This is a genomic window from Arthrobacter sp. Hiyo1 (assembly GCF_001263615.2).
Taxonomy (GTDB): domain Bacteria; phylum Actinomycetota; class Actinomycetes; order Actinomycetales; family Micrococcaceae; genus Arthrobacter.
This window is the reverse complement of the sequence record NZ_DF952468.1, coordinates 176,949-192,104: the sequence shown is the minus strand read 5'-3', so window position 1 is coordinate 192,104 and position 15,156 is coordinate 176,949. Positions and strand designations below refer to the sequence as shown.

The window sequence follows — 15,156 nt, the reverse complement described above, 5'->3', positions numbered from 1 at the left end:
GGGGCGGAACACCAGTTCCCGGCCCCACCACCTCCACCGCCTCCACCACCTCCTCCCCGTCCGGGTCACCGGCTACGTCGCCCACCGGCAGCCCCGTGCCCACGGCTGCAGCCGGGAAGATCGGGCACGTCTTTGTGATCAATCTCGAAAACCAGGGCTACAGCACAACGTGGGGGCCGTATTCGCTTGCCCCCTACCTCTCCCAGACCCTGCGCAGCCAGGGCGTCCTGCTGACCCGGTACTACGGCATCGCCCATCATTCCAACCCCAACTATCTCGCCCAGATCTCCGGGCAGGCATCCAACCCGATGACGCGCAACGACTGCACCACCTACGCCGCGTTCACCCAGACCGGGACCGCGGACCCGGGACAGGTGCTCGGATCCGGCTGCGTCTACCCCGCCTCCGTCCCGACGCTCGCGGGGCAACTCAGCGCGGCCGGGAGAACCTGGAAAGGGTACATGGAAGACATGGGCACCCCATGCCGCCACCCGAAACCAGGCGCAAAGGACAACTCCCAGAACGCCAAAATCAATGACCAGTACGCCACCCGCCACAATCCCTTCGTCTACTTCACCAGCGTCACTTCCTCCCCCGACTGCCAAAACAACGTCGTGGACTACACCAACCTCGCGAAGGACCTACAGTCTGCCGCCACCACTCCGAACCTGGCCTACATCAGCCCCAACCTCTGCCACGACGGCCACGACAGCCCCTGCGTTGACGGACAACCCGGCGGACTGAAAAGCGCCGACGCCTGGCTCAAGGAACAAGTCCCCGCCATCCTCAACTCACCGGCCTACCGACAGGACGGCGCGCTCATCATCACCTTCGACGAAGCGGACGGCAACCAAACGGGCCCCTCCGGCCTGCCAGGAGGAACAGCCGGAGGCCTTATCGGCGCGCTCGTGCTCTCCCCGTTCAGCAGCCCGGGCACCAGCACCGGAACGATGTACAACCACTACAGCCTCCTCGCCACCATCGAGGACATCTTCTCCCTCCCCCGCCTCGGCTACGCCGGAGCCCCGGGACTGCCCAGCTTCGGACCGGACGTCTTCAACGCCCTCCCCTGATCTGGCCGGGAAGCCGCCCACCCCAGTAAGCCCGGAAACCGCCCCTGGCCAAGCCGCCGTCCCGCAAGGCGACCACGTCTCCGCTTCCTCTGCCGGCCACTCTCAACAGCCCCTGCCGCGCCAACGGCGTCATCAACGCGACCCGGGATTGGTAACGCATCTGTAACCGCCCTCATGGTGCCATGAGGTTCTCGACGGCGTTGCCGGGTGCCTGGGCCGGGAACCGTCGCAACAACCCTCGCCACAGGCAGATCAACCCGGCTTCACGCCCAACGGCGATGATGCCCGGTATCGACCGCAGGTGGGAGGACAGATCAGTGAAACGACTGTTTAGGTTGGGCTTCATCAGCGCGCTTGCCGTGCCCGTAATGGCACTCGCCATTGTATCCGGCCCGGCAAACGCCGCTTCAACCACTTGTTCAGCCGGGGTTCCCGCTCCGACGAACAGCTATCCCGGAACGACGGTAGTGGCCAACAACTTCGAATCCGGAACCCTGGCCGGGTTCACGGTCAACACCGGAACAACCGGAACAGCCACCATCGACAACACCCAGGCCCACTCCGGCACGTGCGCGGCGCACCTGCACGTGACCAATGACCCCGGTTCCCTGGCCAATCTTGTGACCCCGCTTCCCGCGAACTCCAATGATGTCTATGCGGATGCCTGGTTCAATATCACCAGCGCCGGTGTCGCCGGAAACGACGTCCCATACTTCCGGTTCTTCTTCGACACCACCAGGTTCGTGGACATCTACCGCTACAACAACAACGGCCAAATGTGGCTTCGGGTCACCTCCTCCACCGGCTTCACGTACACCAAACTGGTCTCCGGCTCCATTGCGCTGAATGCATGGCGGCACGTTGGCATGCATGTCATAGCCAACGGGGCAGCCTCCACCGTTGAAGTCTGGCTCGACGGAACATCCATCTTTTCCAGCAACCAGATCAACACGACCGCGACCACGGTGACGGCCCTCCAGCTCGGGGCCGAGCATCTGAGGCAAATGGGTGATGAGTACATCGACGATCTCGTCATCAAGGTCGGCGGAGCGACGGCTGGAGGACCGGCCCCCGGCGCCCTTATCCCGATCGCACCAACCCGCTTCCTTGACACCCGGAACACCTCGCCTGTCGCTCCCGACTCCACTGTCTCCTTCCAGGTCGCCGGGGTCAACGGCGTCCCTGCGAATGTCTCAGCAGTCGTGTTCAACCTCACCGTGGCTGAGGCCAAGTCCTTCGGATTCGTCACCGCATATGCCTCCGGAACCGCCCGGCCGAACGCCTCCAACGTGAACTTCAATGCAGGTCAGATCGTACCGAACCTCGTCACGGTCCCTGTAGGAACCGACGGCAAAGTCACCCTCTACAACCGCTCCTCCGGCGCAACCCAGCTCGTCGCCGACGTCTCCGGATACTATCTGGCCGGCACACCAAGCACCCCGGGCGCGTTTCAGCCGGTAGCGCCGTCCCGGTTCCTGGACACCCGAACCGCTGCGTCAGTAGGCGCCGATTCCACCGTGTCCTTCCAGGTCGGCGGAATCAACGGGATCCCGGCGGATGTCTCCGCCGTCGTCTTCAATCTGACGGTCGCTGACGCGCAGTCCTTCGGGTTCATCACCGCCTACGCCTCCGGGACCGCCCGCCCGAACGCATCCAACCTGAACTTCAACACCGGGCAAATCGTACCCAACCTGGTCACCGTGCCCGTCGGTGCGGATGGAATGGTCACCCTGTACAACCGCTCCGCGGGCGCCACCCAGCTCCTCGCCGACGTCTCCGGCTATTACCTCAGCGGCACGCCAAACACCCCGGGTTCCTTCCAGGCGATCGCCCCGTCCCGGTTCCTGGACACCCGGACGGCCACACCGGTAGGCACCGATTCCACAGTCTCTTTCCAAGTCAGCGGAGTCAACGGCATCCCGGCCACGGTCTCGGCAGTGGTATTCAACCTGACAGTGGCCGGGGCCGAGTCCTTCGGATTCGCCACCGCCTACCCATCAGGAACCGCCCGTCCGAACGCTTCAAACCTGAACTTCAGCACCGGCCAGATCGTCCCGAACCTCGTTGTCGTACCCGTGGGAGCTGACGGAAAAGTAACCCTCTACAACCGCTCCTCCGGCGCCAGTCAGTTCATCGCGGATGTGGCAGGCTACTACCTCAACTGATATACACCTAGAAAGCAGCATGATCGCGGCCCCGGATTTTGTCCGGGAGCCGCGCCCGTGTGCGGGTCCTGTGTTGATGAGTGCCGGGTAGTTGTAGCCTTCGGTGGCGACGAGATTCCGCGCAGCGTCGAGCCCGGGATTAGTCCCCGGCAGGCACCGCTGCAGGCCTGGGAGCAGCCCGGGACAGGAGGGTGTTCTCGTGACCCGCGTTGCCAAGGGCTTCCCGGACCGCAGAAGTAGTCGTCCATGTCGGTAGCGCGATACTGAAAGCCCTTGTGTTTGACCCAGCCCGGCTTGGTCCCAGATCCTCTGGAACGCGTTCCCAACAGCATTGGGGCGCACCTGGGCGCCCACCGTGGAGACGAAGAAAGCCGCCCGGTCCGCGCCGAAGAATTTCCGGGAGGTCCGGTCGCATTCGGCTAGGATCTCACCGACTTGGCCGGTGAGGGGAAGTTGCCGGCTGCGGTTGCCCTTGGACCAGAGCACGTCGATGACGCCTGCGGCAAGGTTCACGTCCCCGGGCATCAACCACGCGCCTCGCAGGTGCGCAACCCGCACGAATGCATGAGGGCGAAAAACGCGAGTCCCTGCCATCTCCACGGGGATCTGGTGTCCAACCGTGTCGCGGCATCGAAGAACCTAGTGATCTCCTCGTTCGTCAGCAGGTAAGGCTGCGGGCGGACAAGGTCGGATCTCCACTCGTCAGACAGAACGTAGGCTTCCTCATCGCCATTGAGTCGTTCCCAACGGCCAAAGTCCCTGATGTACGACAGCCACGATCGGAGGCCGTTCGGGAGACTTGCGATCCGGGAAGAAACCCATCCTTCAACGGTGGACCGGTCAAGGTTCTTTAGCGAACGTTCCGCGCAGTAGCGGTCAAAACTCCTCAAATACCAGAACCGGCCGTCGCAGGAGATTCCCATGCTTTTCTTGAAGGCAAGGTACCGTTCCAGATCGGGGCCGAGCGCGCTGGTGAATTGTGGCTTGTTCATTTTCATGCTCCCTGCGGCATCGGGAGAGTGAGAACGCATGCGCGCAGGTGCTCGGTATCCGTGCCGAGGTATCTGTTGGTGGAATCCGGGGCAGAGTGCCCAAGAACGGCCGAGATCGTTGGCAGCGGGGTTCCCGCACGCAGGAGCCTGGTGGCGGCGTTGTGGCGCAGCAGCCTCGTCCCGGCATCGGCGCGATTCAATCCGGCCGCGCTAAAGGTTCGTCGGGTCACTTCATAGATGGACGCGTGGTCCGAGAACTCGGTGTGGGGTGCCAAGGAGCGCAAGAATACGTGGTCGTTCCGGACCTCAGGACGTTCCGTGAGGACATACGCCGCCAGCGCTTCGGCGATCATCGGAAGCAAGGGAAGCGTGAGCGGATTGCCGGTCTTTTGCTGCACGATCCCGATCGTTGATTCCCTCCAGTTGATGTCACTCAACCGCAGGGCGCTCAGGTCGCAGGCACGCAGCCCCGTCACCAACGCCAGCAGGGTGATCGCCGCATCACGGGCCGGAATCAACCCATGGGTGCAGGCCTGGAGAACAGCGCTTTGATCTTCATCGCCCAGGGTTGGAACCATGCCGTGATGGCGCTTGGCGTTGGCCAGGCCCAGGGCGTCCTGCAAGTCGCGCCGTCCCAAGAATTTCAGGAAGGCCCGCAGATTGATGACCGCCACCCACATCGAGGACTCGGCCCAGCGTCCCCGCAACGATTCAAGGAATCCCAGCACGCTGGCACCCTTGGCCTCCTGCAGCGAGGTTACTCCTTGCGCTTCCAGGTAGAGGAGGTAGCCGCGAACCTCACGCATGTACGAGTTTCGAGTCTCTACCGCCAGATTGCGTTGCCCCATCTCAACTGACCAGGCGGCCAACGACCGGATGAACTCCTCGGACTGCGGAGCGGGTTCGCCGCCGTCACGCCGCATGGTGGAAAGATCGACCGAACCGGTGAGGGTGTAGGAATCCAGCAACCTCACCAACCGGCCGTACGATTTTCGGCGTTGGCTACTGAATCTGCCGGTCCGTGGGCTCGTGGTCATCGACGCGAATTCCGCACCGAGCTCCACGGTGTAACGGCCGTCCTGTTTCCGCGCGAGCAGCTCCAAGCGGCGAAGCCATTTCCTGTATTCAAGTATCGTCGACTGCTTGTAGCCCGCCGACGGCACTCCGCGATCGGCAACGTCTCACCCAACGCCTACGAGACGGCGCTCTCCACTACACTCACGAAAGCGGCATAACCGAAATGACACCGTGTCCAAGATCAAGGGTCAAGGCCCGTTAGGCCAACGATTATCGCCACACTGGAAAGGACGATTGCAACACCGAAGAGGATTGCGGTCACTAAGTTGAAGGTCTTCTTTGTCTTCATGTGGAGCTTCACTTTCGCGGGTTCCTGACCTGACCTCACTGTGTCGCCATCTTATTACGGGCGTGCTATATCAAATAGCGCACGAGCGGCCGAGCGCATCGGTTCTTCCCTCCGAGACTCAACTCTAAGGTCCTCACAACTCCCCGAATCGAATCTCCTGCTCGGCGTCGAGCGCGAAGCGGTGCGTCCGTGGCTGGGACAGCCGCCACCCTCAATAGCGGCTCTGTGCCGACTGCCGCGGGGCGGAAAGTGGTACGCATCGACGGTTCGGCAAGTACTGAGGAGCGAGCGCGCATTTCTAGCGGCACGGGAAATACGACTCCAACTGCACGGCGCTGGCGATCATACCGCGCCAGTGCCCGTTTCTGGCGTCAGAGGCCGACCTGGGCCACTCCGTACTCGGCCTGCTCCGGGGTGAAGCCATCGAAGGTCAGCTGGCCGACCAGACTGGCATGCGAGAATGAGCTGAATCCCAGGTAACTCTTGGCGGACTTGGCTGCCTGCTCGTTCCAGTCGACTTTCACGCGGTCAACCGCCCACGTCGCATCTTCGGTCGAATACTTCTCGAACTCAAGTTGCTTGATCAGGCCGGTGCGCGAGAAGGCGCTGAAACCGAGGTAGTCACCAGCGGCCCGCAGTGCGTTCTGCTGGCTGACGGTCCCGGTTTTAGCGGCGGCGTCGGCGGCGGCCTTGGCTTTAGCTGCTGCATCGGCATCCGCCTTGGCTTTAGCTGCTGCGTCAGCCTCGGCCTTTGCCTTGGCAGACGCATCAGCTGATGCTTTTGCCTCTGCCGCTGCAACGGCAGGATCCACTGTGGGCGTGGGCGTCGAGGTTGCAGGTGCAGCCGCAGCTTTTGTACCCGTGCTTTGAGTGTCGCTGGCAGGAGTCCCTGTGCAACCCGTGAGCCCAGCCAGCAGTACGACTGCTCCTAGGGCTGCAAGTATTTTCATTTCAGCCAACTTCCGAATCGTCGTCATCGAGGTTCCCTTCATCGACTTAGCGCTTCTCAACCGCGCCAAGCAATCGAATGCAGAATCCAGTCGCGGCGAGGATGATTCCAAGAATGATGACGAGGAAGGTGCCGACTGTTGGACCGCCTTGAACGCTGTTGCCATAAGAATCGACGTGCGTTGTGGCGGCGGCTAGGAAACCCATGAGAATGCCGAATCCGGCTATCACCGCGCCAGCGTATATCCACCCGTTGCCGCGCTTTTTGACTGGCTTCTTCGGGGCGTCCTGCCGGGTCAATGGCGGAACGAACGGCCGTGTGTCGCTGGTCCAATGACCGCCCTCCCAATAGCGCGTCTGGGGCGCGTTCGACGGGTCCGGATACCACCCTGCAGGTGTACTCATTTTTATCCCCCATTTATGTTGAGTTTGTGACGAGTCAGCCCTCGCAACTCCTGGAACCTGCGCCGATTGTAGACCTGACGGGGTTGTTTTGGAATGCCTCGGGTGCTTCGCGTTGAGGCGGCCGAAAGGAAAGCCCCCACGCGAGTTGTGGTCAACTCAAGCGTGGGGACTTCCCTGATGTCCGGCGCCTCCGTAGATGGGGGTGTGCGGAGGCGCCGTGGGTAACCTACGCGCGTCGTTGCGTTTCGCAAAGACGGGGGTGGTGTCGGCATTGATCAGGCGTCGGACCCATCACGCCTGGCCTGGTCGTGGTTGGTGGTGAGTCGGCCTGCGGCAAGCTGAGCATTTGAGCCTACCGCCCGACGCGCTACCCGACGCGTGCCGCATTCCGCGCAGCGGAACGGTACCAAGTCAAAACCGACAAAGCTCCGGCATCGTCAACGACCCCAACGACTGGTGTGACGAAGTCGGCGACCCCCGGTATATCGTCGACCTGCTGAAGAGAATCGTGACGGTCAGCCTCGATACCAACCGAATAGTGGCCGGCCTTCCGACTCTGGCGATAAATGAACCGTCGGGACCAAGGCCAAGTTAAGGATCGCCAACGCAAGGCCCCAACCTCGCCCAACCGGGCTGTCAGCGCTCCGATCCGCCATCGTCCTCGTCTTCCAATCGCCGGTGACGCGGCCCTGCCGCCATAGGGAATCTGCTTGCGGGCTCGGCAAGAGCCTGTCCGTATGTATCGGAGATGTCGCTGATTTTGGTTCTTCGAGGAGAGCACAGAATCGGGGAAAAATCGTACAGCAAGAAGGCTTGAGGAGATGGAGTAGGAAACACCGTACCATCCGCCGAAAATGTCCCGATGACTGGCCAGCGTGGCCTTCGCACAATCATCTTTTTTGTCTGTGGCCGTGACTATATTTACCTTCGAAGCTACTCCGGCCCCAGGTGGGCACGGGTCCACATCTCGTACGAAGGGCGGCTGGGCGATGGCTCGACGGCGAAGCAGAAGCGGTGGACTATTCCCGGAAGGGTGCATGCTCCTCATGCTGGGACTGAGTCTTATTGGATACGTGGTGATGCTGATCCTTGACTGGGCCGCCCGGAATCTGCTGCTGGCCATCCCCGGCGCTGTGATCATCGTCGCTGCCGCAATCGGTATTGCTTGGCGGGTACACGTCGCCAGAGCGCGGCGCCGGATGGAAGAAGAACAGCGCCAGGCCGCAAACGCGAGAGACCTTTCGATTATGTTGGCCATGACCCCGACCCAGTTTGAGCACACGATTGCTGCGTTGCTATCCCGGCTTGGCTACCAGGACGTGAACCGTGTCGGCGGCACCGGCGATAAGGGGGCCGACGTGCTCTGCCTCGATGCATCGGGCCGACGCGTGATCGTGCAGTGCAAGAGGTATGCCCCGGGTAACCCTGTTTCGTCGCCCGACATGCAGCGGTTCCTTGGTGCGATGCAGATCCATCGATGTGAAGTGGGGATCTTTGTCACGACCTCGACGTTCACGAAGGCAGCACGGAATATAGGCGAGATGCACCAGGTCGCGTTGGTCGACGGCCGTGTGCTCGTTGACCTAGGGAATCAGGCGGGCTAGCCAACCCCGCACTCGCTGCGTGGCCCCCATTTTCATCATGAGTGCGCTGTCCCTATCCCAAGCCCCGACTCAATTCTGTACATCTGACCCGACGCAAACCAACTTGTTTTGCAGCGATTGCTCAGAGCCTACGACCGGGCAAGCGGCGCCAGAAGCACCGCTTCCCCTATTCTCTGGAAAGTGTTCAGTGGGCGCCAGATCCGGCGCTGTAGCCTGCAAGGAACATCTCAACAGAGCGCCTAATGCGATTGTCGAGGTAGCTGGCCTTGTCTGCGGGCAGGCTCCCCAGGACATCCCGCAGCTGGCCCGCGACGCGACCGGCCTCAGACGGCGTCAATCCCGCCAACTGCGTGGCTAGTTCCGCGAGACCCTTCATAGGCACCATTCTTCCACGTGCGCAGGTTCAACCCGCCATTGAGCGTCGTTGGGGCGGTTCGTTCTCTTGTTGTGTTCCTTTTGGGCTTCCGGTTGAGTCGAGTGATTGTGGCGGTCATGGGATTACCCTTCTTTGGCTCAAAAATCGGTCGCTGGCAGGCACGCAGTCCGTGTTAGGTGTGGTTTAGCACCCCGTGCCGCGTGAGGACCGTAGAGCGGCTCCTGGCGCCGCTCTACCTTCCTCATAGAAGATCGGTGGACAGTTGACCCGCATTCGGCGCCGGGACCGTCTGCGAGGCGCTCGGCCCCAACGCTTCGAGCGCTCCCAGCGCCCCTGCGATGTAGACACGGTCGACCTCGGAGACATTCGCCTCCCTAGATTCGATCAGGCCCAACAACGCGCCGTGGTGGCCGCCGCCAACCGACCAGCCACTATCGTTTCCTCACCCATGACTGTCCTCACTGTTATCTGACCCGTTGCCCGGTGGCTTGTTTTCCATTCACCTGTAGTGACTGCATTCTTTCCAGTTCCCTCGGCACAACCGTGGGCAGTAGCGCCCGCTGCTCCGCAGTCAGGCCGATGGCGTTGAACACACGGTTCATGACCTCGAACACCAATTGCGCCTGGGCCTCCGTGATCAGCATCCGGCGCTCTTCAATCCCGGACTTGGCAAGCAGGTCCAGGAACCGGCCTGCACGATCCATCGCCCTCTCGTACAACTGAACCTCGACCTTCAGGGCCTCTACACCCAGCTTCGACGTCGTGGTGATATCCGACAGCGCATTCACCCGTGCCGCGAGCGCCGACTTCATGGCCAAAGCCTCTGAGGCCAACAACGCCAGAGCCTCCAAAGGATCGGTCACCCCTTCCACCCCTTCCGCGGCAATGACCGCCAGCGTGTCGGCCTCAACCTCCTGCGTCCGCACCCGACGCGCCGCCGCGGCCTTCACATGGCCCGCGGATCCACCATGAGTCGCACAGACCGTGCCCCCGGCAATCGGCGGGCGCCGGCATGGTTCACCGTTCGAACGGTGGGCAGAACACTTTGCTTTCATAGGTCGGGCTTCCTTCCGGGCTTCCATAGGTCGGGTGTATTCATTCGTTGTGACCGAGGCACATCCCCAACAGCAGCATGCATGGGTCCGGGGCCGACAACCGCCCCGGAAGTCCCCGGCCGATGCGGCAAGGGAATCGACGCGATTTCGGTGCAAGTCTTGCGGGCGAGCCATGCGTCATCCCTGGATCGGGACCAGCCATCCGGGAAGCCGTACAGGTCATGACAGGCAACGCACTTATCCCCACCATCCAACGCGATCTCCGTGCAACCATCCGTGACGCAAGGCAGATCGAACACCTAGACCACCGCCCCACCCGGATAAGCGGATGCCCAAATCTTTTCCGCCTGAGCCCGCGTCATCGACTGGAAACTCATGAGTTCCTCAACGGAACGGATGCCGTTCTCTTCGATCTTCTGCCGACGCCGCAACGCCTCCGGGTCCCTCGGCATCGGAGACAAGGACCCCTGTGACGCACAGGGCTCCGACCATGAGTCAGTTTCAAGGGAAGCTTCGGAAGAACTACTCCTGTTAAAGGCTTCCTGTCCCTTTGGGTTAGCTATGAGGTTAGCTGCTGGGTTTCCCGAGCCTTTGTTTCCGCGGTTCTTGGAATTTTCCGGTTCAGTGGTCGAAGAAACCTCAGAAACCGGCTGGGTTAGCTGCCGGGTTTCAGTGGAGGTTGCCTGCTGGGTTTTGTTGCCCTGCCAGACTTCTCTCTTTTTCGGACGGCCACCTTTTGCACCATTAGTGCGGCTCCGGGTCTGGGTGGCTATCACTGCTTCACGGGTCCGCTGGTACTCGGAGTGATGAAGGATCTCGAAGTGGGTCCCGCGATCGCTCCAGAAGCCCGCTTCCAATAGCTCATGGACGGCTTCCGGTCGTTTGAACCTGCACAGATCATCGTTGGGTATGCGCATATCGAGCAGTTTTCGATTGCTCCAGATGATGCCTTCGGCATGAAGCCTGAACGCCGCGTCTGAAAGTGTCCAGCAATCGTCGGCGTAGTCGTCGCTGAATTTAGCCCAGCTCATGGCTTCGCCCGTGGGTGCTCGCCGACCTCGTCCAGCAGCGCCAAGGCCTCCGGCTCACCGCCACCCTTTGCGAGCAATCGGATCGCGGCCTCCCTCGCAGCGGCCGTGAGTTCAGCTATCCGCATCTTCGCTACCCAGTGCGCATCGCGTCGTGGCCGGTTCATGCCCGCAAAGCCGGCTTCGTCGAACTGAGCGTCTACCCACGCGATCACGTCGGCGAGGCGGAACACTACACGACCGCCGACCCTAGCCGACCGCGGCCCAGTGCCGTTGTGGCGCAGCCAGCGCTTAGGCATGTTCTTTGTCCAACTGCGACTGCTCCCAAGCCAAGACCTCCGAATGGCGGTAGCGAACGTGGCGGCCGACTTGGAAACCACGTGGCCCCTTGTTGTTCATTCGCCACACGTAGACGGTCTGCACCGGAATCGAGTACCTATCCGCGAGTTCCCTGGGCGATAGCAACCGCTCGTCATCGCCCGCCTGCACTCCGAGAATCTTCCCTTGCATTTTCATAGCTCCTTCATCCACGCCTGCCGATGCCTGCAAAGTTCGGCATCCATTAGTGAAGCACGTCATGCAGAAATCTGCAAGTATCTGCCACTAACTTTTGCAAACCTCTGCTTTCTTGTAGCCTAGGTGCTATGCAATGCGAAACCATCCCCTACAAGCCCGCCGGAAAGACAACACTGTTTCCCGGACTCGAGCTATGGAACGAAGTGACCCAGCGAATTACGAACCACTCAGGATACGACCTGGTGGTGGTCAGCCGGCTGATCGAGGAAAAGTACGAGGTCCACCGCTTCACGGTCCTGCAGAGACCCGGCGGCCCTGCAGTTACCGGCATCGCGCTCAGGGACTTCTCCCTGCCGACTATCGTCCGTACCACTCTCGGACGTGGAACGGATCTGGATTCGGAGAGCGATCCAGCATTCGGACTCATAGGAGTCGAAGAGGCCCGTGCCATAAGGGACGCAGGCCCGACGCGACATTCCCTTGAAGCCGTGGCGAAAGTGTATAGGACGGCACACGCGGTACAGGCACCACCGACCAAGAGTGTTCAGGAGACCTTCGCGATCCCCGCCAGGACAGCGGGTGCCTGGATTGCAAAAGCGCGGGATCTTGGTCTCATCCCGAGTCAACGACAAGACACAAAAGAGGCATGGGCCTCGGACTACTTCCGCAACCTCCTCGACCACCTCGGCCAAGGACGCCCGGACGAAAGTTGGGCGTCCTTCTCCGGCGTCCTCGAAGACTCTATCAAGCACCTCCCACCCGAAAGAGCCGAGTCCATGAGGCTCTGTTCAAAACTTTCAGTCACGATCTTCAAGATGAACCCAAGGCGTCCGCCAACGACCCCCTCGAAGATTTCATTAGACACCTTTCACCCGAAAGGGCCGAGTCCGTGAGGGCTGTGGTCGAAACTTTCAGCCGCGATTTTCTGGCCGGACGTACTGCTTTAGTAGCGAAAGATGCCTAGACCTCCGCTCCCGATCGGATCCTGGGGGAAGATCCACCGTACAGAACTCGCGAAGGGCCGCTGGGTGGCCAAGGCACGAGTCAGAGACATGGACGGCGTCACCCGGCTGGTGGAACGCGGCGGCCGCACCGGCGCCGAAGCGGAAAGGCTGCTCGCAGCGCATCTGGCTGAGCGTACTGCACCATCCATGGAAGACCTGACTCAGGAAAGCAGACTGACTGCCCTATGGGATGCTTACGAAGCCCACTTGTTGGAGGAAGGCCGGGCGATCCGTACCCTGGAGCGCTACAGATACGTGTCCACCTATGTCCTCAAGGGCCTGGGCGGCTGCCGGATCCGGGAGATCACCACGCAGCGTCTGGACGGTTTCGTGAAGTCGCTGAAGGCGAATCATGGACCCTCTGTAGCCAAGTCCGCCCGCGTGATCCTTAGCGGCATGTTTGGGCTCGCGGTCCGCTTCGGAGCGGCTACGACTAACCCTGTTCGGGATGTCGGCACCATCAAAATGGAATCCAAAGCCGCACGTGCACTCTCGGCTGACGAACTTCGCGGCATCCTGGACGCCATGCGGTCTTCCCAAATTGTGCTGAACCCCTCCAATAAGGTCACCCCGCGGCAGACGCTCAGCCAATACTGCACCGCGGCCGACCTAACCGACGTCGTTACGATGTTCGCCGCAACGGGCGCCCGCATCTCCGAAGTGCTGGGCATCCGCTGGCAAGATATCGATTTCACCGCAAAAACGGTCTCAATCACAGGCAAGGTCAACCGCATTCCGGGACAAGGCATGATCAGGGAGAGCTTCACGAAGACGGCAGCCGGCCAGCGAGTGCTTCCTCTGCCGGAGTTTGCCATCGCCATGCTCATGGGGCGTCAAATCTCCGCAATGGGCAACGTCAACGATGTTGTGTTCCCGTCCGCCCTCGGCACGCTCCGGGATCCGTCTGCGGTGCACAAACAGTGGCGCACGGTCCGCAGCTGCCTCAAGCTGGACTGGGTGACCTCTCACACCTTCCGCAAGACGATGGCGACCCTGCTGGACGCACAGGGTCTCTCAGCGCGTGTTGGCGCTGACCAGCTCGGACACGCTCAAATATCCATGACCCAAGATGTCTATATGGGGCGAAAGGCTGTTCATACCGAAGTCGCCGACGTTCTGGACAAAATCGTGCACTGACTACCATTTCCGGAACGGTTCGAGTCGGTCCGTCACAGCCGGATTCGGTCCGGCCACGGTGTAACCCAAGTGCCGAAGCACGGATGCGGCGTCCTCGGGTGAATCTCGAACTACTGACCTAAGTTGAATCCTTCGCCACTTTTCCCGTCCTGACTCAACTGCACTCCTCCACCCGGACACGGAGTCTATTCCGCAGTCCTCGATGAGGAATTGGATCATGTCCTCCAAGCATGGCCGGAACCGCTCTCCACCCAACGGGAAATGAAGAGAGCTGAATTCATGCGGCCTGCTAACTCTGTTTGGATCGACGGCGTGAGCCCGTCCCAGAAGGTGGCTCATGGCGCCCCGCTCTGCGTGGATCTGCCAGTGCGAGATAGGGGCACCTCTCATCCTTGCGTCGTATTCCAGTCTGATCAGGGGTGTCCTGTCGATCTTCGACCAGAGCGTTATCTTTGATCCGCAAGTCTTGAGGTACGTCCCAGCTCTGTCTAGTTCCTGTTCCATCGAGCAGCCGAGGTGCGCCACGGTCTTACCGGCGACAGTCAGGGGCATTTTCTCGTCTTCTAGACGGACGACAAACTTGTCGCCGGACGGGGCCTTATAAGACACAACTAGACGGCTCCCTGGGAGGGAACCGTCTAGAGTCTCTTGAATTTCTGCCGCGAACAGCGCTGACCGCTGTTCAAGCGTTGGCTCACTCAACCGACCATGGCGGACGTTCACCGAGCAAGAAGTAAATCTCCTCCAGCTGATCCTTTGCTTCCCATTCAGCCCCGCTTAGAGTGCTGGTGCGGACCGTCTCGGTGAACTCTTTCAGAGAGACGCCGAGCCTCTTGAGGATCGCCTTGCGATGGTTTTGCAGTTGGTGTTTTGTCAGAGCAATCGTGGGTGCCATCAGGCTTCGCCTCCTCGTGGTACTTGATACTAAACCGGAACCCTCTGACATTTAAGTGCATCAAGGCGATCCGACCCAATCCAATTCGTTGGGTTTCCGTTGGATCAGGTACTTAAAACAGCAGCAGGCCAGAAGCGGAACGCCTCTGGCCTGCGGAAACTGTAGCGGTGGGGAGGCTCGATCTCCCGACCTCACGATTATGAGTCGTGCGCTCTAACCAACTGAGCTACACCGCCACGAATGAGAAAAACCTGCGTCAAGCCGGTCAAAAACCGCCTTGACACAGGCCCTCATTCAGAGCCCCCCACCGGAATCGATCCGGTGACCTCGTTCTTACCAAGAACGCGCTCTACCACTGAGCTAGGGGGGCAACGAGTAAATACTCTACCGGACGATTTCTCAGGCCACAAATCGGCTGCGGGACAGGGAAAAACGGCACCGACACAATTTGCATCCGCCCCGTTTTCTTGGGCAGGAAAGGGTCCGAATCAGGGCAGTCGGAGCACTTGGCCAGGGTAGATGTGGTCCGGGTTGGGCACGGTGTCCGCGTTCACGGCGATCAGGGCACCCAAGTCAACCCCGAACTGCAAGG

General features: G+C 61.0%; 15 protein-coding genes and 2 tRNA genes. 5 read left to right on the top strand and 12 right to left on the bottom strand.

The window, feature by feature from the left end; all coding sequences use genetic code 11:
* Window positions 1-1,073 (top strand): alkaline phosphatase family protein (locus AHiyo1_RS00805; protein WP_253257097.1); only part of this gene is annotated, 1,073 nt, incomplete at its 5' end.
* Between the two features lie 317 nt (window positions 1,074-1,390).
* Window positions 1,391-3,238: a hypothetical protein gene (locus tag AHiyo1_RS25315; protein ID WP_216363113.1), complete on the top strand. Its 1,848-nt coding sequence runs from the start codon at window positions 1,391-1,393 to the stop codon at window positions 3,236-3,238.
* 524 nt (window positions 3,239-3,762) lie between these two features.
* Here the strand turns inward: AHiyo1_RS25315 and AHiyo1_RS00795 are convergent.
* The 4 genes from AHiyo1_RS00795 to AHiyo1_RS00780 all read right to left on the bottom strand — a co-directional run bounded on the left by AHiyo1_RS00795 (window position 3,763) and on the right by AHiyo1_RS00780 (window position 6,949).
* On the bottom strand, window positions 3,763-4,230 hold the full coding sequence (locus AHiyo1_RS00795) for a hypothetical protein (RefSeq protein ID WP_059387296.1): 468 nt from the start codon (window positions 4,228-4,230) through the stop codon (window positions 3,763-3,765).
* Window positions 4,231-4,232: 2 nt separating this feature from the next.
* Entirely contained in the window at window positions 4,233-5,333 is a 1,101-nt protein-coding gene (locus tag AHiyo1_RS00790; protein WP_253257096.1) for a site-specific integrase, read from the bottom strand.
* Between the two features lie 634 nt (window positions 5,334-5,967).
* Window positions 5,968-6,546: an Ltp family lipoprotein gene (locus tag AHiyo1_RS00785; protein WP_253257095.1), complete on the bottom strand. Its 579-nt coding sequence runs from the start codon at window positions 6,544-6,546 to the stop codon at window positions 5,968-5,970.
* A 46-nt stretch (window positions 6,547-6,592) separates the two neighbouring features.
* Window positions 6,593-6,949, bottom strand: coding sequence for a DUF2510 domain-containing protein (locus AHiyo1_RS00780; RefSeq protein WP_084784281.1), 357 nt, complete (start codon window positions 6,947-6,949; stop codon window positions 6,593-6,595).
* A gap of 1,079 nt (window positions 6,950-8,028) precedes the next feature.
* On the opposite strand from AHiyo1_RS00780, the gene AHiyo1_RS00775 reads away from it, so the two are divergent.
* Window positions 8,029-8,553: a restriction endonuclease gene (locus AHiyo1_RS00775; RefSeq protein ID WP_253257152.1), complete on the top strand. Its 525-nt coding sequence runs from the start codon at window positions 8,029-8,031 to the stop codon at window positions 8,551-8,553.
* 184 nt (window positions 8,554-8,737) lie between these two features.
* On the opposite strand, the gene AHiyo1_RS00770 is transcribed toward AHiyo1_RS00775, so the two are convergent.
* From AHiyo1_RS00770 to AHiyo1_RS00750, 5 genes are all read right to left on the bottom strand, one after another.
* On the bottom strand, window positions 8,738-8,929 hold the full coding sequence (locus AHiyo1_RS00770) for a hypothetical protein (RefSeq protein ID WP_059387292.1): 192 nt from the start codon (window positions 8,927-8,929) through the stop codon (window positions 8,738-8,740).
* A gap of 464 nt (window positions 8,930-9,393) precedes the next feature.
* Entirely contained in the window at window positions 9,394-9,879 is a 486-nt protein-coding gene (locus AHiyo1_RS00765; protein ID WP_059387291.1) for a hypothetical protein, read from the bottom strand.
* Between the two features lie 404 nt (window positions 9,880-10,283).
* A complete protein-coding gene (locus tag AHiyo1_RS00760; protein WP_059387290.1) occupies window positions 10,284-11,015 on the bottom strand; it encodes a hypothetical protein in 732 nt (243 codons plus the stop codon).
* Window positions 11,012-11,311 carry a hypothetical protein gene (locus AHiyo1_RS25310; protein WP_059387289.1) on the bottom strand — a complete coding sequence of 100 codons (300 nt, stop codon included), beginning with the start codon at window positions 11,309-11,311 and terminating at the stop codon, window positions 11,012-11,014. The genes AHiyo1_RS00760 and AHiyo1_RS25310 overlap by 4 nt, the downstream gene beginning before the upstream one ends.
* Complete coding sequence (locus AHiyo1_RS00750) at window positions 11,304-11,522, bottom strand: helix-turn-helix transcriptional regulator (RefSeq protein ID WP_059387297.1); 219 nt, start codon at window positions 11,520-11,522, stop codon at window positions 11,304-11,306. The genes AHiyo1_RS25310 and AHiyo1_RS00750 overlap by 8 nt, the downstream gene beginning before the upstream one ends.
* 209 nt (window positions 11,523-11,731) lie before the next feature.
* Between AHiyo1_RS00750 and AHiyo1_RS00745 the strand changes: the two genes are divergently transcribed.
* Both AHiyo1_RS00745 and AHiyo1_RS00740 read left to right on the top strand, forming a co-directional pair.
* Complete coding sequence (locus AHiyo1_RS00745; protein ID WP_148667381.1) at window positions 11,732-12,421, top strand: hypothetical protein; 690 nt, start codon at window positions 11,732-11,734, stop codon at window positions 12,419-12,421.
* A gap of 63 nt (window positions 12,422-12,484) precedes the next feature.
* On the top strand, window positions 12,485-13,669 hold the full coding sequence (locus tag AHiyo1_RS00740) for a site-specific integrase (RefSeq protein WP_084784275.1): 1,185 nt from the start codon (window positions 12,485-12,487) through the stop codon (window positions 13,667-13,669).
* A gap of 694 nt (window positions 13,670-14,363) precedes the next feature.
* Here the strand turns inward: AHiyo1_RS00740 and AHiyo1_RS00730 are convergent.
* The 3 genes from AHiyo1_RS00730 to AHiyo1_RS00720 all read right to left on the bottom strand — a co-directional run bounded on the left by AHiyo1_RS00730 (window position 14,364) and on the right by AHiyo1_RS00720 (window position 14,934).
* On the bottom strand, window positions 14,364-14,564 hold the full coding sequence (locus tag AHiyo1_RS00730; RefSeq protein ID WP_059387285.1) for a hypothetical protein: 201 nt from the start codon (window positions 14,562-14,564) through the stop codon (window positions 14,364-14,366).
* 162 nt (window positions 14,565-14,726) lie between these two features.
* Window positions 14,727-14,800, bottom strand: a tRNA-Met gene (locus AHiyo1_RS00725).
* A 62-nt stretch (window positions 14,801-14,862) separates the two neighbouring features.
* A tRNA-Thr gene (locus tag AHiyo1_RS00720) sits at window positions 14,863-14,934 on the bottom strand.
* Window positions 14,935-15,156 lie beyond the last annotated feature (222 nt).

Coding starts and splice junctions, on each gene's coding strand:
- AHiyo1_RS00760 (WP_059387290.1), bottom strand. CDS start 11,015: ATGAGCTGGGCTAAATTCAGCGACGACTACGCCGACGATTGCTGGACA.
- AHiyo1_RS00730 (WP_059387285.1), bottom strand. CDS start 14,564: ATGGCACCCACGATTGCTCTGACAAAACACCAACTGCAAAACCATCGC.
- AHiyo1_RS00750 (WP_059387297.1), bottom strand. CDS start 11,522: ATGCAAGGGAAGATTCTCGGAGTGCAGGCGGGCGATGACGAGCGGTTG.
- AHiyo1_RS25310 (WP_059387289.1), bottom strand. CDS start 11,311: ATGCCTAAGCGCTGGCTGCGCCACAACGGCACTGGGCCGCGGTCGGCT.
- AHiyo1_RS00785 (WP_253257095.1), bottom strand. CDS start 6,546: ATGAAAATACTTGCAGCCCTAGGAGCAGTCGTACTGCTGGCTGGGCTC.
- AHiyo1_RS00780 (WP_084784281.1), bottom strand. CDS start 6,949: ATGAGTACACCTGCAGGGTGGTATCCGGACCCGTCGAACGCGCCCCAG.
- AHiyo1_RS00775 (WP_253257152.1), top strand. CDS start 8,029: ATGCTGATCCTTGACTGGGCCGCCCGGAATCTGCTGCTGGCCATCCCC.
- AHiyo1_RS00795 (WP_059387296.1), bottom strand. CDS start 4,230: ATGAACAAGCCACAATTCACCAGCGCGCTCGGCCCCGATCTGGAACGG.
- AHiyo1_RS00740 (WP_084784275.1), top strand. CDS start 12,485: ATGCCTAGACCTCCGCTCCCGATCGGATCCTGGGGGAAGATCCACCGT.
- AHiyo1_RS00770 (WP_059387292.1), bottom strand. CDS start 8,929: ATGAAGGGTCTCGCGGAACTAGCCACGCAGTTGGCGGGATTGACGCCG.